General features: G+C 62.3%; 29 protein-coding genes. 25 read left to right on the forward strand and 4 right to left on the reverse strand.

All coding sequences use genetic code 11. From position 1 onward, the window contains the following. Window positions 1-150: 150 nt before the first annotated feature. From FJ959_RS27640 to FJ959_RS27650, 3 genes are read left to right on the forward strand one after another with little or no spacing between them, the layout of a single operon-like run. On the forward strand, window positions 151-663 hold the full coding sequence (locus tag FJ959_RS27640; RefSeq protein ID WP_140498840.1) for a single-stranded DNA-binding protein: 513 nt from the start codon (window positions 151-153) through the stop codon (window positions 661-663). Window positions 664-703: 40 nt separating this feature from the next. Beyond that, complete coding sequence (locus tag FJ959_RS27645; protein ID WP_140633176.1) at window positions 704-1,117, forward strand: DUF2306 domain-containing protein; 414 nt, start codon at window positions 704-706, stop codon at window positions 1,115-1,117. Window positions 1,118-1,139: 22 nt separating this feature from the next. Further along, window positions 1,140-1,565, forward strand: coding sequence for an OsmC family protein (locus FJ959_RS27650; protein ID WP_140633179.1), 426 nt, complete (start codon window positions 1,140-1,142; stop codon window positions 1,563-1,565). 5 nt (window positions 1,566-1,570) lie between these two features. Here the strand turns inward: FJ959_RS27650 and FJ959_RS27655 are convergent, their stop codons facing one another. After that, on the reverse strand, window positions 1,571-2,200 hold the full coding sequence (locus FJ959_RS27655; RefSeq protein ID WP_140498833.1) for a MarC family protein: 630 nt from the start codon (window positions 2,198-2,200) through the stop codon (window positions 1,571-1,573). 173 nt (window positions 2,201-2,373) lie between these two features. Then, entirely contained in the window at window positions 2,374-2,910 is a 537-nt protein-coding gene (locus tag FJ959_RS27660) for a hypothetical protein (protein ID WP_140498831.1), read from the reverse strand. An 87-nt stretch (window positions 2,911-2,997) separates the two neighbouring features. Here FJ959_RS27660 and FJ959_RS27665 point away from each other — a divergent pair, with 87 nt between their 5' ends. Both FJ959_RS27665 and gyrA read left to right on the forward strand, forming a co-directional pair. Continuing rightward, on the forward strand, window positions 2,998-3,828 hold the full coding sequence (locus tag FJ959_RS27665) for an AraC family transcriptional regulator (RefSeq protein WP_140584367.1): 831 nt from the start codon (window positions 2,998-3,000) through the stop codon (window positions 3,826-3,828). Window positions 3,829-4,011: 183 nt separating this feature from the next. Further along, window positions 4,012-6,810 carry a DNA gyrase subunit A gene (gene gyrA / locus FJ959_RS27670; RefSeq protein WP_140557758.1) on the forward strand — a complete coding sequence of 933 codons (2,799 nt, stop codon included), beginning with the start codon at window positions 4,012-4,014 and terminating at the stop codon, window positions 6,808-6,810. 67 nt (window positions 6,811-6,877) lie between these two features. On the opposite strand, the gene FJ959_RS27675 is transcribed toward gyrA, so the two are convergent. Beyond that, complete coding sequence (locus tag FJ959_RS27675) at window positions 6,878-7,030, reverse strand: hypothetical protein (protein WP_140498827.1); 153 nt, start codon at window positions 7,028-7,030, stop codon at window positions 6,878-6,880. A gap of 194 nt (window positions 7,031-7,224) precedes the next feature. Here FJ959_RS27675 and coaD point away from each other — a divergent pair, with 194 nt between their 5' ends. The 7 genes from coaD (at window position 7,225) to tgt (ending at window position 11,802) form a co-directional block, all read left to right on the forward strand. Then, the gene (gene coaD / locus FJ959_RS27680; protein ID WP_140498825.1) at window positions 7,225-7,725 is read left to right on the forward strand and encodes a pantetheine-phosphate adenylyltransferase; all 501 of its coding nucleotides are present in this window, start codon (window positions 7,225-7,227) and stop codon (window positions 7,723-7,725) included. A 110-nt stretch (window positions 7,726-7,835) separates the two neighbouring features. After that, complete coding sequence (locus FJ959_RS27685) at window positions 7,836-8,330, forward strand: peptidylprolyl isomerase (protein ID WP_224518951.1); 495 nt, start codon at window positions 7,836-7,838, stop codon at window positions 8,328-8,330. A 27-nt stretch (window positions 8,331-8,357) separates the two neighbouring features. Continuing rightward, complete coding sequence (locus FJ959_RS27690) at window positions 8,358-8,870, forward strand: peptidylprolyl isomerase (protein ID WP_140498821.1); 513 nt, start codon at window positions 8,358-8,360, stop codon at window positions 8,868-8,870. 12 nt (window positions 8,871-8,882) lie between these two features. Beyond that, window positions 8,883-9,332 carry a DMT family transporter gene (locus tag FJ959_RS27695; protein ID WP_140515312.1) on the forward strand — a complete coding sequence of 150 codons (450 nt, stop codon included), beginning with the start codon at window positions 8,883-8,885 and terminating at the stop codon, window positions 9,330-9,332. After that, window positions 9,332-10,420, forward strand: coding sequence for a tRNA preQ1(34) S-adenosylmethionine ribosyltransferase-isomerase QueA (gene queA, locus FJ959_RS27700; RefSeq protein WP_140498817.1), 1,089 nt, complete (start codon window positions 9,332-9,334; stop codon window positions 10,418-10,420). Before FJ959_RS27695 ends, queA begins: the two co-directional genes overlap by 1 nt. After that, a complete protein-coding gene (locus FJ959_RS27705) occupies window positions 10,410-10,679 on the forward strand; it encodes a hypothetical protein (RefSeq protein WP_140498815.1) in 270 nt (89 codons plus the stop codon). Before queA ends, FJ959_RS27705 begins: the two co-directional genes overlap by 11 nt. Further along, on the forward strand, window positions 10,672-11,802 hold the full coding sequence (gene tgt / locus FJ959_RS27710) for a tRNA guanosine(34) transglycosylase Tgt (RefSeq protein WP_140584360.1): 1,131 nt from the start codon (window positions 10,672-10,674) through the stop codon (window positions 11,800-11,802). Before FJ959_RS27705 ends, tgt begins: the two co-directional genes overlap by 8 nt. Before the next feature lie 4 nt (window positions 11,803-11,806). Here the strand turns inward: tgt and FJ959_RS27715 are convergent, their stop codons facing one another. After that, window positions 11,807-12,226, reverse strand: a complete 420-nt coding sequence (locus tag FJ959_RS27715; RefSeq protein ID WP_140515316.1) for a DUF4864 domain-containing protein — start codon at window positions 12,224-12,226, stop codon at window positions 11,807-11,809. 264 nt (window positions 12,227-12,490) lie between these two features. On the opposite strand from FJ959_RS27715, the gene FJ959_RS27720 reads away from it, so the two are divergent. From FJ959_RS27720 to FJ959_RS27780, 13 genes are all read left to right on the forward strand, one after another. After that, window positions 12,491-12,727, forward strand: a complete 237-nt coding sequence (locus FJ959_RS27720) for an Lrp/AsnC family transcriptional regulator (RefSeq protein ID WP_010909609.1) — start codon at window positions 12,491-12,493, stop codon at window positions 12,725-12,727. 170 nt (window positions 12,728-12,897) lie between these two features. Beyond that, window positions 12,898-14,310, forward strand: a complete 1,413-nt coding sequence (locus FJ959_RS27725) for a circularly permuted type 2 ATP-grasp protein (RefSeq protein WP_181165357.1) — start codon at window positions 12,898-12,900, stop codon at window positions 14,308-14,310. 132 nt (window positions 14,311-14,442) lie between these two features. Further along, complete coding sequence (locus FJ959_RS27730; RefSeq protein WP_140498807.1) at window positions 14,443-15,384, forward strand: alpha-E domain-containing protein; 942 nt, start codon at window positions 14,443-14,445, stop codon at window positions 15,382-15,384. Window positions 15,385-15,391: 7 nt separating this feature from the next. After that, complete coding sequence (locus FJ959_RS27735; RefSeq protein ID WP_140498806.1) at window positions 15,392-16,186, forward strand: transglutaminase family protein; 795 nt, start codon at window positions 15,392-15,394, stop codon at window positions 16,184-16,186. Between the two features lie 133 nt (window positions 16,187-16,319). Then, on the forward strand, window positions 16,320-17,051 hold the full coding sequence (locus tag FJ959_RS27740; protein ID WP_140498804.1) for a peptidase: 732 nt from the start codon (window positions 16,320-16,322) through the stop codon (window positions 17,049-17,051). A gap of 99 nt (window positions 17,052-17,150) precedes the next feature. Further along, window positions 17,151-18,560, forward strand: coding sequence for an aspartate aminotransferase family protein (locus tag FJ959_RS27745; RefSeq protein WP_140584361.1), 1,410 nt, complete (start codon window positions 17,151-17,153; stop codon window positions 18,558-18,560). A gap of 128 nt (window positions 18,561-18,688) precedes the next feature. After that, window positions 18,689-19,456 (forward strand): DeoR/GlpR family DNA-binding transcription regulator, encoded by a 768-nt coding sequence (locus tag FJ959_RS27750; protein ID WP_140515319.1) that lies wholly within the window; start codon window positions 18,689-18,691, stop codon window positions 19,454-19,456. A 124-nt stretch (window positions 19,457-19,580) separates the two neighbouring features. Further along, a complete protein-coding gene (glpD, locus tag FJ959_RS27755) occupies window positions 19,581-21,107 on the forward strand; it encodes a glycerol-3-phosphate dehydrogenase (protein WP_140498798.1) in 1,527 nt (508 codons plus the stop codon). A gap of 36 nt (window positions 21,108-21,143) precedes the next feature. Beyond that, the gene (locus FJ959_RS27760) at window positions 21,144-22,223 is read left to right on the forward strand and encodes an ABC transporter ATP-binding protein (RefSeq protein ID WP_140633182.1); all 1,080 of its coding nucleotides are present in this window, start codon (window positions 21,144-21,146) and stop codon (window positions 22,221-22,223) included. A gap of 10 nt (window positions 22,224-22,233) precedes the next feature. After that, window positions 22,234-23,301 carry an ABC transporter ATP-binding protein gene (locus FJ959_RS27765; RefSeq protein ID WP_140633185.1) on the forward strand — a complete coding sequence of 356 codons (1,068 nt, stop codon included), beginning with the start codon at window positions 22,234-22,236 and terminating at the stop codon, window positions 23,299-23,301. Further along, window positions 23,302-24,168, forward strand: coding sequence for a sugar ABC transporter permease (locus FJ959_RS27770; protein WP_140498792.1), 867 nt, complete (start codon window positions 23,302-23,304; stop codon window positions 24,166-24,168). Between the two features lies 1 nt (window position 24,169). Then, the gene (locus FJ959_RS27775) at window positions 24,170-25,090 is read left to right on the forward strand and encodes a carbohydrate ABC transporter permease (RefSeq protein WP_140498790.1); all 921 of its coding nucleotides are present in this window, start codon (window positions 24,170-24,172) and stop codon (window positions 25,088-25,090) included. Between the two features lie 2 nt (window positions 25,091-25,092). After that, on the forward strand, window positions 25,093-25,380 hold the full coding sequence (locus tag FJ959_RS27780; RefSeq protein ID WP_140498788.1) for a DUF2160 domain-containing protein: 288 nt from the start codon (window positions 25,093-25,095) through the stop codon (window positions 25,378-25,380). The last annotated feature ends 67 nt before the right edge of the window (window positions 25,381-25,447 follow it).

The following is a 25,447-nucleotide window of genomic DNA, read 5'->3' on the forward strand; positions in this document are numbered from 1 at the left end:
GCCAATCCTTGACAATGAGCGGCGATGCATATAGGAACGAAAAGAGAACAAAAACCTTGTGGGAAAAGGCAGCCACAGCAGGCAACGGGTGTGCGCAACCTGTAAGGTGCTGCGACAAAAATTTGTTTCGGACGAGCGCGGAGAAGTATCATGGCGGGTAGCGTCAATAAGGTCATTCTGGTCGGCAATCTCGGAGCGGACCCGGAGATCCGCCGCCTGAATTCTGGCGAGCCGGTCGTCAACATCCGCATCGCAACATCGGAAAGCTGGCGCGACAAGAATTCCGGCGAGCGCAAGGAAAAGACCGAGTGGCACAATGTCGTCATCTTCAATGAGGGCATCGCCAAGGTTGCCGAGCAGTATCTGAAGAAGGGCATGAAGGTTTATGTCGAGGGCCAGTTGCAGACACGCAAATGGCAAGACCAGACCGGTGCCGACAAATACACGACGGAAGTCGTGCTGCAGAGGTTCCGCGGCGAGCTGCAGATGCTCGACGCGCGCGGCCAGGGCGAGGGCGGCCAGGTCGGCGGTTATTCCGGCGGCGGCAGCCGTGGTTCCGATTTTGGCCAGTCCGGCCCGAACGAAGGCTTCAATCGTGGCGGCGGTGCTCCCAAGGGCGGCGGCGGTTCGTCGCGCGAGCTGGACGACGAAATTCCGTTCTGAGCATCGACACGGCGTGACGGGCATTTGAGGAGAGGGCGCGATGTCGCTCGGACCGCTCCTATCGGCACGTCCTCCGATCCCATGGCATGCGCTCGCGGCCTTTGCCGCGCTGGCGATAGGCGGCGTGCAGCTGGCGCTGCCGAAAGGCACGCTGCGCCACCGCGCGATGGGCTATCTCTGGGCGGCGCTGATGCTGGCCGTCGCCATCTCGAGTTTCTGGATCCAGCAGATACGGCTCATTGGCCCTTTCAGCCCGATCCATCTCTTGTCGATCCTGGTGCTGGTCACGGTGCCGCTGGCGGTCTGGCATGCACGCAATCACCGCGTCGCCAAGCACCGCAAGGCGATGATTGCGTTGTATATCTTTGCACTGGTGGGTGCCGGTGTCTTTACGCTGGTGCCCGGCAGAATCATGCACGACGTGGTCTTCGGCGTCGCGCAAGCCAGACCGTGATCCCGAGTGGAAGGAATATCAGTTGAAAGCACGCATCAAATGGGTCGAGGAACGCACCTTCGTCGGCGAGTCCGGCACGGGGCACAAGGTCGTGCTGGGGACCGCGTTCGGCCCTGAAGGGAGAACGCCGGGGCCGAGCCCGATGGAACTGGTGCTGATCGGCACCGGCGGCTGCTCCGCCTACGATGTCGTCCATATCCTCGAAAAGGGGCGCGAAGCGGTCGAAGATTGTATTGTTGAACTCGACGCCGACCGGGCCGAGACGGACCCCCGGGTATTCACCCGCATCCATATGCACTTCGTGGTCAAGGGCAGGGCGCTGTCGTCCGACAAGGTGAAGCGGGCGATCGATCTCTCGATCGAAAAATACTGTTCGGCTTCGGCCATGATGGCCAAGACTGCCACCATCACCCACGATTTCGAAATTATCGACACGACGGCAAAATAAGCGGCCTACGAGGCCATCAGCGCCTTGATGCCGTCCGCCACGAACTGCACGGCAAGTGCCGCCAGGATGACGCCGAGCAGGCGAGTCAGGATCGAGCGGCCGGTCTGGCCGAGGATGCGGTCGATGCGCTCCGACAGCACGAATACCAGATAGGTGATGGCGAGGCAGACGAAGATGATGCCGACCAGTGCCGCCTGGGCGCCAAAACCCTGAAACGAGCCGGAGAGCAACACAGTCGCCGAAATCGCGCCGGGGCCGGCGATCAGCGGGATCGCCAGCGGGAAAGCGGCGATGTTGTGGATCATGTCCTTGGTGATGGCGACGTCGCCGATCTTCTCCTTGCGGTCTTGCCGGCGCTCGAACACCATTTCGAAAGCGATGAAGAACAGAAGGAACCCGCCGGCGACGCGGAATGCCGGCAGCGTGATGCCGAACACCGACAGGATCGACGCGCCGGCAACCGCGAACAGCGCCATCACAAGGAAGCCAATGACCGAGGCGCGGACCGAGACCTGCTGGCGCTCCTCGCGGTTCATGCCGCGCGTTATCGCCAGAAACAGCGGCGCAAGCCCGGGCGGGTCGATGGTCACCAGAATGGTGACGAAGGCGTTGAACAGGCTGTCGAAACTCGGCATCTCTCACCCCTCCCGCCGGGCCGAGCCCGCATCCCGACATTGGTAGAGCAAAGCAGGGACGGAGGAAACCGGCTGGGGAGAGGCGGCTCGCGAACTCTGCGAAAGCCGGCTGGGCCGAGGGAGACGCGAAAGAACGCAGGGAATGCCTGAGTTTGCGTCGCGGGCTTGCTTGATCAGGTACGGCCAGAGCGCCGCGCCAGGAACTCCACTTCGAGCCGCCATGTCGCGCCATTGTCGTGCGAGCGCTCGCCGAGCCAGCGGAAGGAATTTTCGGTTATTCGTGAAAAGCTCCAACGTACGGAGGAACCGGTGCCGTCGGCGCCCACTTGGACAATCGTGTCGCCTTCGGCGCGACCGAGTTGGCGGCTGTAATACTGGTTGCGCGGATCGCTCCAGAAAATATGCCAGGCATTTGCGCCGGGATCGTAGACGCGCAAGGTCGTGCCATAAAAGGTCCATTTGCCGAGAGAAGGCGAGGGGCCGGCATCGCGCGCGGGCAGGATCCAGACGTCCTGAATCGCGCGGCCTTCCAGCACCCAGCCGAAATGCACCTCGCCGCGTCCGGTCAGCACGGTGCCGTCCTCGAGATGACGGCTGGCATCGAAAGTCCAGGCGCCGACGAAGCGGCCGTAGAGATCCAAATTCTCGGCAAAGCCGGGGGCTGGCCCGTCGCTGTGCAGGGCTTCGGTAAAAGTGGGCTGGTTGGTCATGGCTGGTGCCTTCATGCTGTCAGGAGGCCGCAAGCGATAGGCCGGGGCAGGGTTCTGCGCTTGGGAAAAATTGCTATCTTTCAGGCTATGACGACGAGCCACAGGATCATTGCCTCGGGGCCAGGCTGGCAGGTGTCGGACGTGGTGTGCACGGCCGGCGCCGGCGACCGGCCGTTCGAGGAGGAGCACCGGACATTCTGCGTCGCCGCGGTGACCAGCGGCACCTTCCGCTATCGCGCCAGCCAGGGTACCGCGATGCTCGCGCCAGGCGCGGTGCTGCTCGGTAATCCCGGCACATGCTACGAATGCGGCCACGAGCACGGCGCCGGTGACCGCTGCCTCTCCTTCCATTTTGCTCCGGCCTATATGGAACGGATCGTGGAGGACGTACCGGGCGCCAGAATGCTGGCCTTCAAGACGCCGCGCTTGCCGCCCCTGCCGGCGCTGATGCCGCTGCTGGCCGAAGCGGAGGCCGCGCGCGATGTGGGCGAAACCGCTGCTTTCGAGGAACTCGGCTTGCGCATTGCCAGCGCAGCAGTCGCCGCAAGCTCAGGGCGCACCAAGATGGCGCGGACACCCAGCGGCCGCGACCAAAAACGGGTCGCGGAGGCGGTTCGGCGTATCGAGATCGATGCCGATCAGCCGCTTTCGCTGGCCGTGCTGGCCCGGGAGACGGCGACCAGTCCGTATCATTTCCTGCGCACATTCCGGCAGATTGCCGGAATGACCCCCTACCGGTTTCTGCTGAGGACCAGGCTGCACCGGGCAGCAGTGCGGCTCCACGCTTCGGACAAGGCGATCTCGACGATCGCCTTCGAGGCGGGCTTCAACGACCTGTCAACTTTCAATCGCCGCTTCCGGCGCGAAATGGGCGAGACGCCCGGCAGCTATCGCGCCCGCCGCGCGGGCCGCCGCTAACACGAGATGGCGGGCCTTTGCGTCGACGGCTCCGAAAAGCACATCGGCCATATCGTCGCAATCACCGGTATCCTTTTGAAATCACCGCCAAAATCGACACTGGAAAAGTGCCGTCGACATTGGAGTTTCGGCCCGGCTTCCTATATATACGGCAAGTGATTCCTGTTTAGATTGTGATCCGATTTGACCGACCAAAAAACACCGCGCGGCGCCGACGGCGGCCCCACCGGCATCGAGCCGATTTCGATCATCGAGGAGATGCAGCGATCCTATCTCGATTACGCCATGAGCGTGATCGTCAGCCGCGCGCTGCCCGACGTGCGCGACGGCCTGAAGCCGGTGCATCGCCGCATTCTCTTCGCCGCGCATGAGAGCGGCTATCACTGGAACCGCAAATATGTGAAGTCGGCGCGCCCGGTCGCCGACGTGATGGGTAAATACCATCCGCATGGCGACGCCTCTATCTATGACGCCCTGGTGCGCATGGCGCAGGACTGGTCGCTGCGCGTGCCGCTCATCGACGGGCAAGGCAATTTCGGCTCGATCGACGGCGATCCGCCGGCGGCCATGCGCTACACCGAGTCGCGGCTGACCAAGGTCGCGCATGAACTGCTGGAGGATATCGACAAGGATACGGTCGATTTCCAGGACACTTACGATGCTTCCGGCAGCGAGCCGAAGGTCCTGCCGGCGCGCTTTCCCAATCTGCTGGTCAATGGCTCGGGCGGCATCGCCGTCGGCATGGCCACCAACATCCCGCCGCACAATCTGGGCGAAGTCTGCAACGCCGCGATCGCGATCATCGACAATCCGGCCATCGACCTGCCGGCGCTGATGGAAATCATTCCGGGGCCGGATTTCCCGACCGGCGGCATCGTGCTCGGCCGCTCCGGCATCTACAGCGCCTATTCGACCGGCCGCGGCTCCATCGTCATGCGCGGTAAGGTCAACATCGAGGCCCGCGGCAATGACCGCGAATCGATCATCATCACCGAAGTTCCCTACCAGGTGAACAAGTCGTCGATGATCGAGAAGATGGCCGAACTGGTGCGCGACAAGCGCATCGAGGGCATTTCCGACATTCGCGACGAGAGCGACCGCCAGGGCTATAGAGTCGTCGTCGAGCTGAAGCGCGACGCCGTGGCCGACGTCATCCTCAACCAGCTCTATCGCTTCACGCCGCTGCAAACCTCTTTCGGCGCCAACATGGTGGCGCTCAATGGCGGCAAGCCCGAACTGCTGACGCTGACCGACATGCTGAGAGCATTCGTGTCCTTCCGCGAGGAGGTGGTCACCCGACGCACGAAGTTCCTGCTGCGCAAGGCGCGCGACCGGGCCCACGTGCTGGTCGGCCTCGCAATCGCAGTCGCCAACATCGATGAAGTGATAAAACTGATCCGCACCGCGCCGGACCCGCAGACCGCGCGCGAGCAGTTGATGGAGCGGCGCTGGCCGTCCGGCGACGTCGAATCGCTGATCCTCCTGATCGACGACCCGCGCCACCGCATCAACGAGGACGGCACCTACAATCTGTCCGAGGAACAGGCGCGCGCGATCCTGGAGTTGCGCCTGCAGCGCCTGACGGCACTCGGCCGCGACGAAATCGCCGATGAGTTGAACACGATCGGCGCCGAGATCGTCGATTATCTCGATATCCTGTCGTCCCGCGCCCGCGTCCAGCAGATCGTCAAGGACGAGCTCGCGGCCGTGCGTGACGAATTCGGCACGCCGCGCCGCACCGAGCTGAGCGAAGGCGGCGCGGACATGGAAGACGAGGACCTGATCCAGCGCGAAGACATGGTCGTGACGGTGAGCCATTCCGGCTACATCAAGCGCGTGCCGTTGTCGCTCTACCGGGCGCAACGCCGCGGCGGCAAGGGTCGCTCGGGCATGTCGACCAAGGAAGAGGATTTCGTCACCCGCCTGTTCGTGGCCAATACGCACACGCCGGTGCTGTTCTTCTCCTCGCGCGGCATCGTCTACAAGGAGAAGGTCTGGCGCCTGCCGATCGGCAATCCGCAGTCACGCGGCAAGGCGCTGATCAACATGCTGCCGCTGGAGCAGGGCGAGCGCATCACCACAATCATGCCGTTGCCGGAAGATGAGACGAGCTGGGGCGAGCTCGACGTGATGTTCGCCACCACGCGCGGCACGGTGCGCCGCAACAAGCTCTCTGACTTCGTCCAAGTCAACCGTAATGGCAAGATCGCCATGAAGCTGGAGGAGGAGGGCGACGAGATCCTCGGCGTCGAGACCTGCACCGACAATGACGACGTGCTTCTGACCGCCAGCTCCGGCCAGTGCATCCGCTTTTCCGTCGGCGATGTGCGCGTCTTCCAGAGCCGCAACTCGGTCGGCGTGCGCGGCATCGCCATGGCCGAAACCGATCGCGTCATTTCGATGGCTGTCATCGAGCATGTCGATGCGCCGCCGGCCGAACGCGCCGCCTATCTGAAGCGCGTGGTGGCCGAACGGCGCCTGGCCGCCGGCATCCCGGCAGGTGAGGAGGAAGAGATCGCGTTGACCAACGAAGAGGTCGGCGAGGAGGCGGAGCTGTCGGACGAGCGCTATGAGTTCCTCAAGGCGCATGAGCAGTTCGTGCTGACGGTGACGGAATACGGCTACGGCAAGCGCTCATCGTCCTATGATTTCCGTCTGACCGGACGCGGCGGCAAGGGCATTCGGGCCACCGACGTGTCGAAGACGGCCGAGATCGGCAGGCTGGTGGCAACCTTCCCGGTCGGCAATGACGACCAGATCATGCTGGTGTCCGACGGCGGTACCGTTATCCGGGTGCCGGTCAATGGCATCCGCTTCGCCAGCCGCGCCACCAAGGGCGTGACCATTTTCAACACGGCGGAAGGCGAGAAGGTGGTTTCGGTCGAGCGGATTTCCGAGCCGCAATCGGACGAGGAAGAAATCGTCGAGGTTGGTGCCGAGATCGATCCGGCGGCCGATGCCGGCCTGGATGATGCGCAATAAGTCTGGCTTGGACAGACATGGCAACGCCGGCCAATCGGCCGGCGCGTCGCAACAAATTCAGGCTAACTCAATAGTGACGGTGAGGCTTGCGGGGCCCGAACCCTTCGAAGCGTTTGGCGTTGGTCTTGATGCGGACGCGCTGGGCCTCCTGATGCAGCCCGAATACAGTGGCGATCAGCATGGCGACGGTCATTGCAGTGGCGAGCATGTAGATCAGCATGTGCGTGTTCTCCTGCGCTCTACAACGCTTACATGGGACTTTGGTTTCATCTTCTTAAAGGGGCAAGGTAGTGAACGCTGCGTGAAGCGTTCGTGATCGGCGCATTCATCTGTCGTTCATCCCTGCAAAAAGGTTCAAGGGGATCGCATCAATGAGATTTGCCTTCCGTCCGCGCGCCCGTTAGAAGCACCGGCATGACCGAGCGCATCGCCCTTTATGCCGGCTCCTTCGACCCGTTGACCAACGGCCATCTCGACGTGCTGAAGGCGTCGCTGGCCGTGGCGGACATCGTCTATGCGGCGATCGGTATCCATCCCGGCAAGAAGCCGCTGTTTTCCTTCGAGGAGCGGGTCGAACTCATCGAGGCCGCGACCAAGGCCGAATTCGGCCGCGACGGCACACGCATCAAGGTGGTCGCCTTCGACGGGCTGGTCATCGATGCGGCCAGGAAACAGGGAGCCTCGATCATGATCCGCGGCCTGCGCGACGGCACCGATCTCGACTACGAGATGCAGATGGCCGGCATGAACGAAACGATGGCGCCTGAGCTGCAAACGGTTTTTCTGCCCGCCAGCCCCTCGGTTAGAACCATTACCGCCACACTTGTCCGCCAGATTGCCTCGATGGGCGGCGACATCCGCCCCTTCGTGCCGGCCGCGGTCGCCGGTGCGCTCACCGCTAAATTCGCAAAATAGGTTTCTCGGAGAAGACCATGCAGCTGAAAAAGCTCGCCTCGTTCCTCGTCGTGCTTGCCGGTCTCGTGACCGCATCGGTCTCAGCCTATGCCGCCGACCCGGAAAACACCATGATCATAACGTTGAAGGACGGCGACGTGACCATTGCACTGCGTCCCGATCTCGCGCCCAAGCATGTCGCGCAGATCAAGAAGCTGGTGCGCGAGCATGCCTATGACAACGTCGCCTTCCACCGCGTCATCGACGGCTTCATGGCGCAGACAGGCGACGTCAAATTCGGCAACATGAACAAGGGCTTCAACGCCCAGGCTGTCGGTACCGGCGGCTCCGACCTGCCGGACCTGCCGGCGGAATTCTCGCAGACCGAGCACTACAAGCGCGGCGTGGTCGGCATGGCACGCTCGCAGGATCCGAACTCGGCAAACTCGCAGTTCTTTATCATGTTCGCGCCGGCGCCGCCGCTCGACGGCCAGTACACCATCGTGGGCAATGTCGTCAGCGGCATGGAACTCGTGGACCACATCAAGAAGGGCGACGAGGCCGACAACGGCACGGTCACCGATCCCGACCGGATGATCAAGGTGCGCATCGCCGCCGACAAATAGTTCTGTTTTTTGAAAAGGATATCAGACATGGCCGACATCAAGGATCGCGAAAACGCGCTCATCATGGAAACGACCAAGGGCAAGGTCGTCATCGAAATGCTTCCCGACCTGGCGCCCGGCCATGTCGCCCGCATCAAGGAACTGGCCCGCGAAGGCGCCTATGACGGCGTGGTCTTCCACCGCGTCATCGAGGGCTTCATGGCGCAGACCGGCGACGTCAAGTTCGGCAATTCGAGCAAGCCCTCTTTCGCGCCTTCCCGCGCTGGCATGGGCGGTTCCGACAAGCCGGATCTCAAGGCCGAATTCTCCAATGCCAACCACAGCCGCGGCACCTGCTCGATGGCGCGCTCGCAGAATCCGAACTCGGCCAATTCGCAGTTCTTCATCTGCTTCGACGATGCAGCCTTCCTCAATCGCCAGTACACGGTCTGGGGCCAGGTCATCGAAGGCATGGACAATGTCGACAAGATCAAGCGCGGCGAGCCGGTGCAGGATCCCGACAAGATCGTGTCGCTGAAGGTCGCGGCCGACGTCAAGTAAGGCGGCAGGACAATGATGGGCGTCGTCTGGTCGCTTCTCGGCATCTTGTCCGGCGCCTTCATTGCCATTCAGGCGCCGATCAATTCGCAGTTGGCGCGCGGCCTGGGGCTCCCGGTCGCGGCTGCCGCGTTTTCGTTCCTGTCGGGCGCCATCGTGCTCGGCATCATTGCCGTCGCGGTGGTGAGGCTGCAAGGCATCTCGCTCGACTGGAAGGCGCCCGCGCCGTGGCTGTTCATCGCCGGCGGCATGCTGGGCGGCTTCTACGTCACACTGTCCACCATCCTGACGCCACGCATCGGCGCCGCCGCGCTGATGGCGTTCCTGGTGGCGGGCCAGTTGCTGGCGGGCATGCTGATCGACCGCGTCGGATTCCTCGGCGTCGCGGTTCGCGAAATCTCGCTCGGCCGCGTGGCCGGCGCGGTGCTGCTTCTGGCCGGGGCGCTGCTTATCAGGCTCTTCTGATGCGTGTCGATCTGTTCGATTTCGACCTGCCGGAAGAGCGTATCGCGCTTCGCCCGGCAGAGCCGCGCGACAGCGCAAAGATGCTGGTGGTCAGGCCCGGCGAGGGGGTTTCGAACCGGGCGGTCAGCGACCTGCCTTCCCTGCTCCAGGCCGGCGACGTGCTGGTCTTCAACGACACCAAGGTTATCCCGGCGCAACTCAAAGGTATCAGGCGGCGCGGCGAGGCGGCGGCGCAGGTCGAAGCCACATTGCACATGCGGATGGCGCCGGACCGTTGGCTGGCCTTCATGCGGCCGGGCAAGCGCGTTGCCGTCGGCGACCGCATCCATTTCGGCCATGACGGCAATTCCTGCTTCCTCGGCCAGCTTGACGCCACGGTGATCGAAAAGGGCGAGGCGGGCGAGGCGCTGCTCGGCTTCGACCTGTCGGGCCCTTTCCTCGATGAGGCGCTGCATGCGGTCGGCCACATCCCACTGCCGCCCTACATCGCCTCGAAGCGGGATGACGACGAGCGCGATCGGGCCGATTATCAGACCATCTATGCCCGGGAGGAAGGTGCCGTAGCGGCGCCGACGGCCGGTCTGCATTTCACGCCGGAGCTGTTTGCCGCACTCGACGCAAAGGGGATCGAACGCCGCTTCGTCACGCTCCACGTCGGCGCCGGCACGTTCCTGCCAGTGAAGGTGGACGACACCGCCGACCACAAGATGCATGCGGAGATCGGCTCAGTCAGCGAGGCAACAGCCGACGCGTTGAATGCGGCAAAGGCGAGGGGCGGGCGCGTCATTGCCGTCGGTACGACCTCGCTGCGCCTGCTGGAAAGCGCCGCGCGAGAGGATGGCGTGCTGGCTGCATGGTCCGGCCCGACCGACATCTTTATCACGCCCGGCTACCGTTTTCGCACCGCCGACATGCTGATGACCAATTTCCATCTGCCGCGTTCGACGCTGTTCATGCTGGTTTCGGCCTTCAGCGGCCTCGATACGATGCGCGCCGCCTATGCACACGCCATTGAGCACGATTACAGATTTTACTCCTACGGAGATGCAAGCCTGCTGTATCGAGCGGAGATGAGCGATGGACGATGACCTCGACAGGCTGGACCGGAGCAGTTTGATCGCCGAAGTCAAAAAATTGCGCGCCGGCATTCGCCAGCATCGCGATGCATCGGGGCACGATCTTTGCTGGCATCATCCCGATTTGTGGGACCTGCTGCCCGAGAAGATCGATCCGGCAATCGCCGTGCCGCCCTGGCCAAAATTCATGCGCGGCTGCATCCATTATCGCCAGTCGCTGGACGAACAGGCTCCGGGCGCACCGGCACACGACAAGGAATTCAATGGCTGAGACGTTCACCTTCAAGGTGCTGGCGACCGAAGGTAAGGCGCGGCGCGGTTTGATCAGCATGCCGCGCGGCGAAATCCGCACGCCGGCCTTCATGCCGGTCGGCACCGGCGGCACGGTCAAGACGATGTACATGGATCAGGTGCGCGGCGTCGGCGCCGATATCATCCTGGGCAATACCTACCATTTGATGCTGCGGCCCGGCGCCGAACGCGTGGCGAAGCTTGGCGGCCTGCACGAATTCGCCCGCTGGCCGCATCCGATCCTGACCGACAGCGGTGGCTTCCAGGTGATGTCGCTGTCAAAGCTTCGGAAATTGACCGAGAAGGGCGTCACATTTCGCTCCCATATCGATGGCGCTGCATACGAAATGTCGCCGGAACGTTCGATCGAGATCCAGGGCCTGCTCGATTCAGACATCCAGATGCAACTCGACGAATGCACGGCGCTACCGGCCGCGCTCAAGGAGATCGAGCGCGCCATGGAATTGTCGCTGCGCTGGGCTGAGCGCTGCAAGACGGCGTTCGGCGACCAGCCCGGCAAGGCGATGTTCGGCATCGTGCAAGGCGGCGACAATGCGGATTTGCGCGTGCGTTCGGCGCAGGCGCTGAGCGCGATGGATCTGAAAGGCTATGCGGTTGGCGGTCTTGCCGTCGGTGAACCGCAGGCGGTCATGCTCGACATGCTCGACATCACCTGCCCGGAACTGCCCGATGACAAACCCCGCTATCTCATGGGGGTCGGCACGCCGGACGACATCTTGAAATCGGTGGCGCGCGGCATCGACATGTTCGACTGCGTGATGCCGACGCGGGCCGGCCGGCATGGGCTTGCCTATACAAGGCGCGGCAAGGTCAATCTGCGCAACGCCCGCCATGCCGACGATCCGCGCCCCCTCGACGAGGAAAGCGACTGCCCGGCGGCACGCGATTATTCCCGCGCCTATCTGCACCATCTCGTGCGCTCGCAAGAGGCGCTCGGTGCGATGCTTCTGACCTGGAACAATCTGTCCTATTATCAGAAGCTGATGCAGGACATACGCGCCGCGATAGAGACCGGCACTTTCGAGGCACGCGCTGCCGAAATTACCGAGGGCTGGGCGAGGGGCGATATCCCAGCGCTGTAACGGTTCAGGTGCTCAGCGAATTCGACGCGCGCAGGCTGCAGCCGGTGATTTGGAACTTGCCGTCGGGCTGTCGCTCCAACGTGTAGACAGCTTCGTAGTCCTTGCCGTCAGGGCCGACGATCAGCACCTGCTGGATGATCGAGGTCGGACCCGTCTCCTCGACCTTGCCGAACGAGTAGCTCCGTGGGTTGCGCACCGGCGCGTAGCCGTTGGTCACCATGTTCATGAAGGTGTCGACGGTCGGGAAGATCCGCTTCACGTTCGGTGCGGCGAAGCTGTAGGCCGTGACGCCGTCATCGGCCAGGAACGCTCTCAGCTGGCCGTCAATGGCCGCTTGCGCCGCCTTGATCTCGGCCTCGCCGGCAAACGCCGACAAGGGCAGGAGGAGAGGAAGGAATGCGAATGCGAAAAGCGTGCGGCGCATAGCCTGTTTCCCTTGTCTTTCGAGAACTTGCCTTTCGAAAAATCCTGCCCGTGCAGGCATCCTAACATACGTTTGGTGGCGCTTCAGGGTTTCACCGGCGGCGAATATTCAGTGTTGTCGCGCGACGAAGTCCAGGCAGCCTTGGCGGAATTGCGGGAGGCGTGGCCAACGCTCGAACCGGCTAAGTACCGTTCCAGCGCTTGAAAGCCCGCCTCCAGTCTGCCAGAAGGGCCGCTTGGATTGGACGTTTAGCAGGGCGGAGCCATGAAGGCGTTTTTCGTGCAGATCAAATGCGAACTGGGCAAGTCGTATGAGGTTGCCAGCGCGCTCGCCGACGCCGAGATCGCCTCGGAAATCTACTCCACTGCCGGCAATTACGATCTGCTCGCCAAGTTCTATGTCGACGACGAGGAGGATGTCGGCCACTTCGTCAACGAGAAGGTGCAGATTCTCCCCGGCATCAAGGACACGTTCACCGTCGTCACCTTTCGCGCCTTCTAGCGTCGGAGCCCATTGCCCGAGCATGAGGCAAAGCGTGACCAAGCTCATATTTCCGCTGCCTCAATTTTAGGCAGGGGCGACATACTGATCGCCCGCATCCCTCAAATCACCGATTGCGCTTGATTTTCTCCGGCGGCGCCAGTGAAATGGCGTCACAGGGGAGTATGCGATTGGCAGCGTTCGATGAAATGCTTCCGGAGGTCTCCGGACTTAGAAGACCGTATTCGGCTTACGATCGCTGGCTGAAAGAGCAGGACCCGGCCAGGCTTACCGAGAAAATGCAGGATGCCGAACGCGTCTTCCGCAAGACCGGCATCACCTTCGCCGTCTATGGCGAGCAGGAAGCCTCCGAGCGGCTTATCCCCTTCGACATCGTTCCGCGCATCATTTCTGGCAATGAGTGGCGCCGCCTCACGCAAGGCATCGAGCAGCGCGTGCAGGCGCTGAACGCCTTTCTCGACGATATCTATCACCGCCAGGAAATCCTGCGGGCCGGACGCGTTCCCCGTGACCTGATCGCCAGGAACGAAGCCTTCCTGCCCGAGATGATCGGGGTCAGGCCGCCCGCCGGCGTCTACACCCACATCATCGGCGTCGACATCGTGCGCATCAGCGAAAACGAGTTCTACGTGCTGGAGGACAATGCGCGCACCCCATCGGGCGTTTCCTACATGCTGGAAAACCGCGAGACGATGATGCAGCTCTTCCCCGAGTTGTTCCAACAAATCAAGGTGCGGCCGGTGGAGAACTATCCGCAGCTTTTGCGCCAGTCGCTGGCGGCGGTGCGGCCGCAGAACGCCAAGGGCACGCCGACCATCGCCGTGCTGACGCCCGGCAGCTACAACTCCGCCTATTTCGAACATGCCTTCCTGGCCGATCAGATGGGGGTGCAATTGGTCGAGGGGCAGGATTTGCGCGTGGTGGATGGTCATGTCGCGATGCGCACGACCGAAGGCTACAAGCAGATCGACGTGCTCTATCGCCGGGTGGACGATGCCTTCCTCGATCCGCTGACTTTCCGGCCGGACTCCGCGCTCGGCGTGCCTGGCATCATGGATGTCTACCGGGCCGGCAACATTACGATCGCCAATGCGCCGGGAACCGGTATCGCCGACGACAAGGCGATCTATTCCTACATGCCCGAGATCGTCGAATTCTACACCGGCCGCAAGGCGATCCTCGGCAATATTCCGACCTGGCGCTGTTCGGAGCCGGACAGCCTGAAATATGTACTCGAACACATCGATGAGCTGGTGATCAAGGAAGTGCACGGTTCAGGCGGCTATGGCATGCTGGTCGGACCGGCGGCGACCAAGAACGAATGCCAGGATTTCGCCAAGAAGCTGCAGGCCAAGCCGTCCAATTACATCGCCCAGCCGACGTTGGCGCTCTCGACCTGTCCGATCCTGACCGAAAAGGGCCTGTCGCCGCGCCATGTCGATCTGAGACCCTATGTGCTGGTCTCCGACCGCATCCAGATCGTGCCGGGCGGGCTCACGCGTGTCGCGCTTAAGGAGGGCTCTCTGGTGGTCAATTCCTCGCAAGGCGGCGGCACGAAGGATACCTGGGTGCTGGATGATTGAGATGAGTAGTCAGTAGGCAGTAGGCAGTAGTTGGTATCAGAGGGGACAGAACGATGCCGTATCCAATCGAAATTCGAACATTCCCTACTCGCTACTCACTATTCCCTGCTCACTAGCCCGAAGGGCCACTCCATGCTTCTCGGCCGCACCGCCAACGGGCTCTACTGGATGAACCGCTATATCGAGCGGGCGGAAAACATGGCGCGTCTGGTCGATGCGGGCCTGCGCATGGCGCTGACGCGCACGCAGAGCGCGTCGGAAGAGTGGAATTCGGTGCTGCTCAGCGCCGGCTCCGACGTCGCCTACACGCAGAAGTATCAGGACTATACGGCGGCCGATGTAGCCGACTTCTTGTTGCGCGACACGTCGAACCCGTCGAGCACGATGTCGTCGATCGAGACGGCACGCAACAATGCCCGCATGGTGCGTACCGCGCTGACGCGGGAGACCTGGGAAAGCATCAACGAGGCCTGGATGGCGCTGAAGCGCATGCTGGCAAGGCCGATCGACGAGCGTGACCTGCCAAACGTGCTCGATGCGATCAAGCGCGAAACGGCGCTGATCCGCGGCTCGTTCTACGGCACCATGCTGCGCAACGAGATCTTCGATTTTTCGCAGCTCGGCACCTATGTCGAGCGCGCCGACAATACGGCGCGCATTCTCGACGTGAAGTACTACGTGCTCTTGCCGTCGATCTCCTGGGTCGGCTCGACGCTCGACAATTACCAGTGGGAATCGATCCTGCGCTCGGTATCGGCGCACCGCTCCTACCGCTGGGTCTACGACGCCGACTACAAGCCGACCAACATCGCCGACTATCTGATCCTCAATGTGCGCATGCCGCGATCGCTGACCTTCTGCTATCGCTTCCTGGCCGAGCACCTGAAGTTCCTCGGCGACGACTATGGCGGGCGCCATCCCTGCCATGCGACGGCGGAAAAGACCCAGGCCATGCTGCAGGCAGGCTCGATCAAGGATATTTTCGACGCCGGCCTGCATGAATTCCTTGCCGGCTTCATTCGCGACAACACCAGGCTCGGCGACGAGATCGCGCAGGATTACAGGTTCTATTGAGGAGGCCATGCGGCTCAAGATCACCCATCGGACCGAATACCGTTACGACGCACCGGTGCAGTACCTGCTGCAGCGGCTGCGGCTGCTTCCGGTGAGCGGGCGCACGCAGACCGTGCTGTCCTGGGCCCTGAAGGTAGAAGGCGCGCGCGAGGAAGTGCGATTTGCCGACCACTACGGCAATGACACCCGATTGTTGAGCGTCGAGGGTGACCATGATTTCATTACGGTCGAGGCGTCAGGCGAGGTGGTGACGCGCGATACATCGGGGGTTTGTGGGCCGCATCAGGGATTCGCGCCGCTCTGGCTGTTCGCACAGGAGACGCCTTTGACCATGATCGGCGATGGCATTCGCGCACTCGCCGAGGCAGCCGGCAAGGGCACCGATATCGAAAGACTGCACCGTCTGATGGCTATCATCTCCGAGCGGGTCGCCTATGCGCCGGGCACCACCAATGCGACGACCCCGGCTGAAGAGGCTCTCGCGCTGAAAACCGGGGTCTGCCAGGATCATAGCCATATCTTTGCCGCCACCGCCCGCGCCATGGGTTTCCCGGCACGCTATGTCAGCGGCTATCTGATGATGGACGCGGCCATCGAGCAGGCGGCAAGCCATGCCTGGGCCGAAGCGCATGTTCAGGGCCTCGGCTGGGTTGCCTTCGACCCCTCCAACGGTATCTCTCCTGATGAGCGCTATGTGAGAGTGGCGACGGGGCGCGACTATCGCGATGCGTCGCCGGTTTCGGGGATTCTGCTGGGAGAGGCGCAAGAGCGGCTTGCCGTCACCGTCACGGTGGAGCAGTAGTCACCCGATGCAGGTCGTCCAACGCCACCTTGGTTTGGGTGACGACATGCATGAAAACAAGGACCTGAGCGCGCCGCATGGATCCGTTCCGACGCGACGCGGTTTTTACGGTTCGCTGCCGGAAGAGTAAACCATGACCTATTGCGTCGGCCTCAAGATCGATCGCGGGCTCGTGTTCATGTCGGACACGCGCACCAATGCCGGCATGGACTCGATCTCCACCTTCAAGAAGATGCATGTCTGGGAAGATCCCGGTGAGCGCGTCATCGTGCTGATGTCGGCCGGCAATCTGGCGACGACGCAAGCCGTGATCAGCGTGCTCGACGAGCGCACCAAGGCGGTTGGCGACCGGCACGCGGCAGTGCTCGAAACGCCGTCCATGTACCAGACGGTGCGGCTGGTCGGCGAAACCGTCAAGGACGTCATCGCCCATTCCTCGCCCGCCGGCGACAAGGCCGATTCCTACTTCAACGCCTCCTTCATCCTGGGCGGCCAGATAAAGGGCAGCGCACCGCGCCTGTTCATGATCTATCCCGAGGGCAATTTCATCGAATCGACCGATGACACGCCCTTTTTCCAGATCGGCGAGACCAAATACGGCAAGCCGATCATCATTCGCGCTTATGACCGGTCGATGAGTCTCGCGGAGACCGTGAAGCTGCTTCTGGTATCGTTCGATTCCACGCTGAAGTCGAACCTGTCGGTCGGGCTGCCGCTGGATCTGCTTTTCCTGGAAAAGGATGCCTTCCAGGTCGGGTTGAAGAAACGGATCGGTCATGACGACCCGTACTACCGCACGATCTCCGAGGGATGGTCGAGCGCCTTGAAGACGGCGTTTGCCAGTCTGCCGGATTTTCCGGGATAAGGACGCGCCGGATTTCTCCGGTGGTTGCAAATGTTTAACAGTGGTTTTTGACAACCGGGGCGAAGGGCGCCGGTGAAGCGATCATGTCGGGAGGACAGGATGAACAGTGACGATTTCCGGCAATGGTCGCGGCGGGTCGCCGACTGGGGCGCCGACTACCGTGAAACGCTGCGCCAGCGCCCGGTGCGGCCGCGGATCGAGTCCGGCGACATATTCAGGAGCATAGAAGCGTCGCCGCCCGAAGACGCGGAGCCGATGGACAGGATCTTCGCCGACTTCGAGGAGAAGATCGTGCCGGGCATGACGCATTGGCAGCATCCTCGCTTCTTCGCCTATTTTCCGGCCAACGCGGCACCAGTTTCTGTGGTGGCTGAGTATCTGGTCTCGGCAATGGCCGCGCAGTGCATGCTGTGGCAGACCTCGCCGGCGGCGACAGAACTCGAAACTCGGACTGTCGATTGGATGCGCCAGGCGCTCGGCCTGCCGGAAGGTTTTTCCGGCGTCATCCAGGATTCTGCCTCCTCGGCGACGCTGGCGGCGGTGCTGACGATGCGCGAACGCGCGCTCGACTGGCAAGGCAACAAAAAGGGCCTGGCGGGGCAGGCGCGGTTGCGCATCTATTCGTCGGATCAGGTGCATACCTCGATCGACCGGGCGATCTGGGTGGCCGGCATCGGCGAGGACAATCTCGTGCGCATTCCAGTCGCCGGTCGCTTTCGCGCCATGGACATAGCGGCCCTCGAGGCGGCGATCGTCGCCGACAAGAAGGCAGGCCTGCTGCCCGCGGGTATCATCGCCTGCGTCGGCGGCACCAGCACCGGTGGCACTGACGATATCGCCAGCGTCGCCGCGATCGCCAAACGCCACGGGGTCTATCTTCACGTGGATGCCGCCTGGGCGGGATCGGCGATGATCTGCCCGGAATACCGGCATTTCTGGGCCGGTGTGGAGCAGGCGGATTCTATCGTCTTCAACCCGCACAAATGGCTGGGCGCGCAGTTCGACTGCTCGATCCAGTTCCTGCGCGACCCCGAAAGCCATGTCAGAACGCTCGCCATCAAGCCGGATTATCTGAAGACGCACGGTCATGACGGCATCGTCAACTATTCCGAATGGTCGGTGCCGCTCGGCCGCCGCTTCCGCGCGCTGAAACTGTGGTTCCTGCTGCGTGCCTATGGACTGGAAGGCCTGCGCACGATGATCCGCAACCACGTCGCCTGGAGCGAAGGCCTGGCAGCGCGCCTGGCCGACGAGCCGGACTTCGAGATCGTCACCGAGCCGATGCTGTCGCTGTTTTCGTTCCGGCACAAGGCGGAGGGAGCCGATGCCGACGAGCACAATCTCCGGCTGGTCAATGCGATCAATGATGACGGACGCATCTACCTGACACAGACCAGGGTGAACGGGCGCGTCGCCATCCGCTTCCAGGTCGGCCAGTTCGAGGCGACCGCGGCGGATGTCGATTCGGCTTTTGCCGCCATCACCGAAATCGCGCGCGGATTAACCTGAGGCTGCTGAGTCGGAACTGCGTCCAAGTTTGCCTTTGCTATCATGCGGTTTCCATTAGCCGGCTTACGCCTTTTCATTGCTTTCGTTTTCGTCTATGATCAAGAAAAACGAAAGCAAAAGGTCTTCAGATGTATCTGTCGCCGCGCCATGCCGAAATCGTCCAAATGGCCAAGGATCACGGCCGCGTTCTGGTCGACGATCTGGCCACCCACTTCAACGTCACGCCGCAGACCATCCGCAAGGACCTCAACGATCTTTGCGACCAGCGGTTGCTGTCGCGCATCCATGGCGGCGCCTTGTTTCCTTCCGGCATCGAGAACATGGAATACGAAGCCAGGCGCAAGATCGCCGCCGAGGAGAAGGAGGCGATCGGCAGCGCGGCCGCCAGGCTGATTCCGGACAACGCCTCGTTGTTCATCAATATCGGCACCACGACGGAGTCGGTCAGCAAGGCGCTGCTGGATCACAGCGGCCTCATGGTCATCACCAATAACATCAATGTTGCCAACAGGATGCGCATCTATCCTTCGATCGAGGTGGTGATCGCGGGCGGGGTGGTTCGCGGCTCGGATGGCGGCGTCGTCGGCGAGGCGGCGGTGGATTTCATCAGGCAGTTCAAAGTCGACTACGCCGTCATCGGCGCCTCGGCGATCGACCATGACGGCGCCTTGCTCGATTTCGATTTCCGCGAGGTCAAGGTCGCGCAAGCCATTATCGCCAATGCCAGGCACGTCATCCTGGTCTCCGACCGGACCAAATTCGAGCGCACGGCGCCGGTTCGCATCGGCCATCTGTCGCAGGTCAACACCTTCATCACCGACCGCTGCGATATCCCCTCGGTGCGCAAGATCTGCCAGGAGGCCGAGGTTCAACTGATCGAAACCTCGCTCGATTGAGGACGTTGCAGCGCTTTCACGAGCTTGTGATATTTCGTTTGACATTCGTTATGAGTTCGAAATAATTCCGCCACGGTTTCGCAAAAGAGCCAAATGGTGCAATGCGAAATCGCTGGAGGAATTGGTGGACGCATCTTCGATCCGTGACATTTTCGTCATAGGCGGTGGCATCAATGGCTGCGGCATTGCCCGTGATGCCGCCGGCCGCGGGTTTTCGGTATTTCTGGCCGAGATGGACGATCTCGCCAGCGGAACCTCCTCAGGCTCGACCAAGCTGATCCATGGTGGCCTGCGTTATCTCGAATTCTACGAATTCCGCCTGGTGCGCGAAGCGCTGATGGAACGGGAGGTACTGTGGAAGAACGCGCCGCACATCATCTGGCCGATGCGCTTCGTGCTGCCCTATGCCAAGGGCCTGCGTCCGGCCTGGCTGATCAGGCTCGGCCTTTTCCTTTACGATCATATTGGCGGGCGCAAATTGCTGCCGGCGACCAGGACCCTGGACATGGCCACCGACCCTGCCGGCAAGCCATTGAAACCATTGTTCAAGAAGGCCTTCGAATATTCCGACGGCTGGGTCAACGATGCGCGGCTGGTGACGCTGAACGCGCGTGACGCCGCCGACCGGGGCGCGACCATCCGCACCCGCACCAAGGTGGTCGGGGCGCGCCGCGAAGGCGGGCTGTGGACGATCAGGATCGAAAATCTGCGGACCGGCGAGACCGAAGAGGTCAAGGCGCGGCTGCTGGTCAATGCCGCCGGCCCCTGGGTCGATCATGTGCTTTCCGGCGTCGTCGGCCTCAACGATGTGCACAATGTCCGTCTCGTGCAGGGCAGTCACATCGTCATCGCGAAGAAATTCGACGATCCACGCGCCTATTTCTTCCAGAACAAGGATGGCCGCATCATCTTCGCCATTCCTTACGAGGACGAGTTCACGCTGATCGGCACCACCGACCAGGACTACCCCGGCGATCCGCACGACGTGAAGATCAGCGACACCGAGATCGACTATCTCTGCGCGGCGGCAAGCGAGTATTTCGCCCAACCCGTCAAGCGCTCGGATATCGTCTGGACCTATTCGGCCGTGCGTCCGCTCTATGACGATGGCGCTTCCAAGGCGCAGGAGGCGACACGCGACTATGTGCTGAAGGCCGATGGCGGCGAGGGCACAGCCCCGATCGTCAACACGTTCGGCGGCAAGATCACCACTTATCGCCGGCTGTCGGAATCTATGCTGGAGAAGATCGAAGGCTTTCTCGGCAGGCGCGGCAAGCCGTGGACGGCAAATGCGCCGCTGCCGGGCGGCGATTTCGCGGCGACCGGTTTTGATGCGCAAGTGGCGAGGCTGAAGAGCGCCTATCCCTTTCTCGACCAGCGTTTGGCACGTCGGCTCACGCGGCTCTACGGCACGCGCGCGCAGATGTTGCTTGGCCTTGCCAAATCGAATGCCGATCTCGGCCGCAATTTCGGCGCCGACCTTTACGAGGCCGAGGTGCGCTACCTCGTCGAGAACGAATGGGCCGTCACATCGCAAGATGTGCTGTGGCGCCGGACCAAGCGCGGCCTGCATTTCAGCCGCGAGCAGACGGCGGCGTTGGATGAATTCATGCGCGGCATAAGCCGCCGCCACGTCGCGGCCGCGGAATGAAGGGCTGCTGATGCACACGGCCTGGGAGGAGGCATCATGCTGGAACTGAGGAACGTCACCAAGACGGTCGGCGCGGTGGAGCATATCCGCGACGTGTCGCTGACGCTCCAGCATGGCTCGCTGAACGTGCTGCTCGGGCCGACGCTGTCCGGCAAGACCAGCCTGATGCGGCTGATGGCCGGCCTCGACGCGCCGACTTCCGGCTCGGTCTGGTTCGACGGCAAGGACGTCACCGGACAGCCTGTTCAAAAGCGCAAGATCGCCATGGTCTACCAGCAGTTCATCAACTACCCCGCGATGAGCGTCTACGAAAACATCGCTTCGCCCCTGCGGGTGGCGGGAGTCGAGAAGGCCAAGATCGACAGCCAGGTACGTGAAGCCGCTGCCCTGCTCAAGCTGACGCCCTATCTCGACCGCACGCCGCTCAGCCTGTCCGGCGGCCAGCAACAGCGCACCGCACTGGCGCGCGCCATCGTCAAGAACGCAAGCCTGGTGCTGCTCGACGAGCCGCTCGCCAATCTCGACTACAAGCTGCGCGAGGAACTGCGCGCCGAACTGCCGAGGATTTTCGCCGCCGCCGGCACCATCTTCGTCTATGCCACGACCGAACCGCACGAGGCGCTGCTGCTCGGTGGCAATACGGCGACGCTGTCGCAAGGCCGCATCACCCAGTTCGGCCCGACCATCGAGGTGTTCCGCAAACCGGTCGACCTGGTGACGGCCAGGACCTTCGCCGATCCGCCGCTCAACACGATCGTGCTGGCCAAGAACGGGCCCGATTTCCTGCTGGAGGGCGGCGTCAAGCTGCCGGTGCCGCCGGAACTTGTCGGCATTGCCGACGGCAATTACACGATCGGCTTCCAGCCGCACCATCTGTCGCTCGAGCGTCCGAATGCGAGTGCCGTGCCGGTGCGGGCAAAGGTCACCATCACCGAGATCACCGGCTCGGAAAGCTTCATCCATCTTGATTTCGCCGACGCGCGCTGGGTGATGCTGACCCATGGCATCCGCGATTTCGAGACCGACGAAGTGGTCGAAGTGTTCATCGACCCGCGTCACATCATGGTTTTCGACCAACACGGCGTCGCCGTGGCCGCGGCAAAGCTGGCGGCCTGAGGAGAAAACGATGGCGCGCATCGACGTCAACCATGTCAGGCACTCATATCTGCCGAACCCGCGCACCGATGCGGATTTCGCGCTGCGGGAGGTGCACCACACTTTCGAGGACGGTGGCGCCTATGCGCTGCTAGGCCCATCCGGCTGCGGCAAGACCACGCTGCTCAACATCATTTCCGGCCTGCTCCACCCCTCGCACGGCCAATTGCTGTTCAACGGCAGGGATTTCACGAGACTGTCGACGCAGGAGCGCAACATCGCGCAGGTGTTCCAGTTCCCGGTCATCTACGACACGATGACCGTCTACGACAACCTGGCTTTCCCGCTGCGCAACCGCGGCGTTCCGGAGGCCGACGTCGACCGCAAGGTGCGCGAGACGCTCGACATGATCGACCTGGCAGACTGGGCCAGGAAGAAGGCGAGGGGCCTGACCGCCGACCAGAAGCAGAAGATCTCGCTCGGCCGCGGACTGGTGCGCTCGGATGTCAATGCGATCCTGTTCGACGAGCCGCTGACCGTCATCGACCCGCACATGAAGTGGGTGCTGCGCTCGCAATTGAAGCAGCTTCACCGCCGCTTCGGCTACACCATGGTCTATGTCACGCATGACCAGACAGAGGCGCTGACCTTCGCCGACCAGGTGGTCGTCATGTATGATGGCGGCATCGTGCAGATCGGCACGCCGGCCGAGCTGTTCGAGCGGCCGCGCCACACCTTCGTCGGCTACTTCATCGGCTCGCCCGGCATGAACGTCATGCCAGTAGCGATCGATGGCAAGACAGCGACGCTTGGTTCCCAGCGCATCCAATTGCCAGGCGCGCCGAAGGCCGGAAGCGGCGTCGTCGAACTCGGCATCCGTCCTGAATATGTCAGGCTCGGCCGCGATGGCATGGCCGTCCACGTCAGCAAGGTCGAGGATGTGGGCCGCCACAAGGTCGTGCGCGCCAGTCTGGAAGGCCGCGAGATCGCGGCCGTCATCGGCGAGGACGAAACCGTTCCCGCCGATCCAAAAGTGCGGTTCGACCCAGCCGGCATCAACATCTATGCCGATTCCTGGCGTGTCGAGATGGGGGCGTAAATGGAAAAGCCCTGGAACAACAAGGCCTGGTTCCTCGTGCTGCCGATGCTCGTGCTGGTGGCGTTCTCGGCCGTTATCCCGCTGATGACCGTCGTCAACTACTCGGTACAGGACACGTTCGGCAATAACGTCTTCTTCTGGGCGGGGACCGAATGGTTCGAAGAGTTGCTGCATTCCGATCGCTTCTGGGAAGCCATGGTGCGCAACCTGATCTTCTCCTTCATCATCCTGGCGATCGAAGTGCCGCTCGGCATCTTCATTGCCCTCAACATGCCCAAAAAGGGCTGGGGCGTGCCGGTCTGCCTGGTGCTGATGGCGCTGCCGCTCTTGATCCCGTGGAATGTCGTCGGCACGATCTGGCAGGTGTTCGGCCGCAACGATATCGGCCTGCTCGGCTACTACGTCAACGCGCTCGGCATCGACTACAATTACGTGCAGGATCCGTTCGACGCCTGGGTCACCGTCATCATCATGGACGTCTGGCACTGGACCAGCCTCGTCGTGCTGCTCTGCTATGCCGGCCTGGTCTCGATCCCCGACGCCTTCTACCAGGCGGCCAAGATCGATGGCGCCTCGCGCTGGGCGGTGTTCCGCTACATCCAGTTGCCGAAGATGAAGCGCGTGCTTCTGATCGCGGTGCTGCTGCGTTTCATGGACAGTTTCATGATCTACACCGAGCCCTTCGTCGTCACCGGCGGCGGTCCGGGCAATTCGACGACCTTCCTGTCGATCGACCTCGTCAAGACCGCGCTCGGACAGTTCGACCTCGGTCCGGCGGCGGCGATGTCGCTGGTCTACTTCCTGATCATCCTGTTGTTGTCGTGGGTGTTCTACACCGTGATGACCAACTACGACGCGGAACGCTGATATGGCCGGCGCCAACGAACGTACCGAGCGCAACCTGGTGAACGGGACCGCCGCTTCGGAAAGACTCGCCAGTTCGCTGTCGCAGAGCGAGCTGGACAGGCGCATGCGCCGCCGTGGCGAGGAATCGCGCTGGTGGTGGATCGTGCCGACGCTCTACATCATCGTCCTGCTGCTGCCGATCTACTGGCTCATCAATATGAGCTTCAAGACCAATGCGGAGATCGTCAATTCGCTGACGCTCTATCCGCATGCGCCGACGCTGCGCAACTACACCATCATCTTCACCGATGCGTCGTGGTATTCGGGCTACATCAATTCGATCACATATGTGGTGATGAACATGGTGATCTCGGTCGCCGTGGCGCTGCCGGCGGCTTACGCCTTCTCACGCTACCGCTTCCTCGGGGACAAGCATCTGTTCTTCTGGTTGTTGACCAACCGCATGGCACCGCCGGCGGTGTTCGCGCTGCCGTTCTTCCAGCTTTATTCGGCATTCGGCCTCATCGATACGCATATCGCGGTGGCGCTGGCGCACTGCCTGTTCAACGTGCCGCTGGCGGTGTGGATCCTTGAGGGCTTCATGTCCGGAGTGCCGAAGGAGATCGACGAAACGGCCTACATAGACGGCTATTCGTTTCCGCGTTTCTTCGTGAAGATATTCATGCCGCTGATCGCCAGCGGCATCGGCGTCGCCTGCTTCTTCTGCTTCATGTTCTCATGGGTGGAACTGCTCATCGCCCGCACGCTGACCACCACCGATGCCAAGCCGATCGCCGCTACCATGACCCGCACCGTGTCGGCGTCGGGAATGGACTGGGGGCTGCTGGCAGCCGCCGGGGTGCTGACGCTGATCCCCGGGGCGCTCGTCATCTGGTTCGTTCGCAACTACATCGCCAAGGGCTTCGCCCTGGGGAGGGTGTGACCATGAACCTCGACTTCTCCTGGATGGCGTGGACCTGGCCGACGGCCGCCTTCTTCGCCGTCATAGCGCTGCTGCTGGTCGGCATGGGTGTCTGGGAATATGCCTCGCCCGGCGGCGATCCGCGCATCGGCGTGCTGCGTTTCAAGACGACGCGCGGCGATCGTCTCTTCGTTTCGCTGCTTGGCAGCGCCTTCATCCATCTCGCTTGGCTGGGTCTTGTCGGACCCAGCCTGTGGTGGGCTCTCGCTCTCTCCGTGGTCTACGCCATCGGCGTCTTCCGCTACGTATAGAGGGGGAAACTGTTGGAGCGGCCGCTTGTTGGCGGCCTCTCCAGATCGCACTTGAAGTCTTTTCAAA

Origin of the sequence: Mesorhizobium sp. B2-2-4 (assembly GCF_006442375.1) — a bacterium.
Taxonomy (GTDB): Bacteria; Pseudomonadota; Alphaproteobacteria; order Rhizobiales; family Rhizobiaceae; genus Mesorhizobium.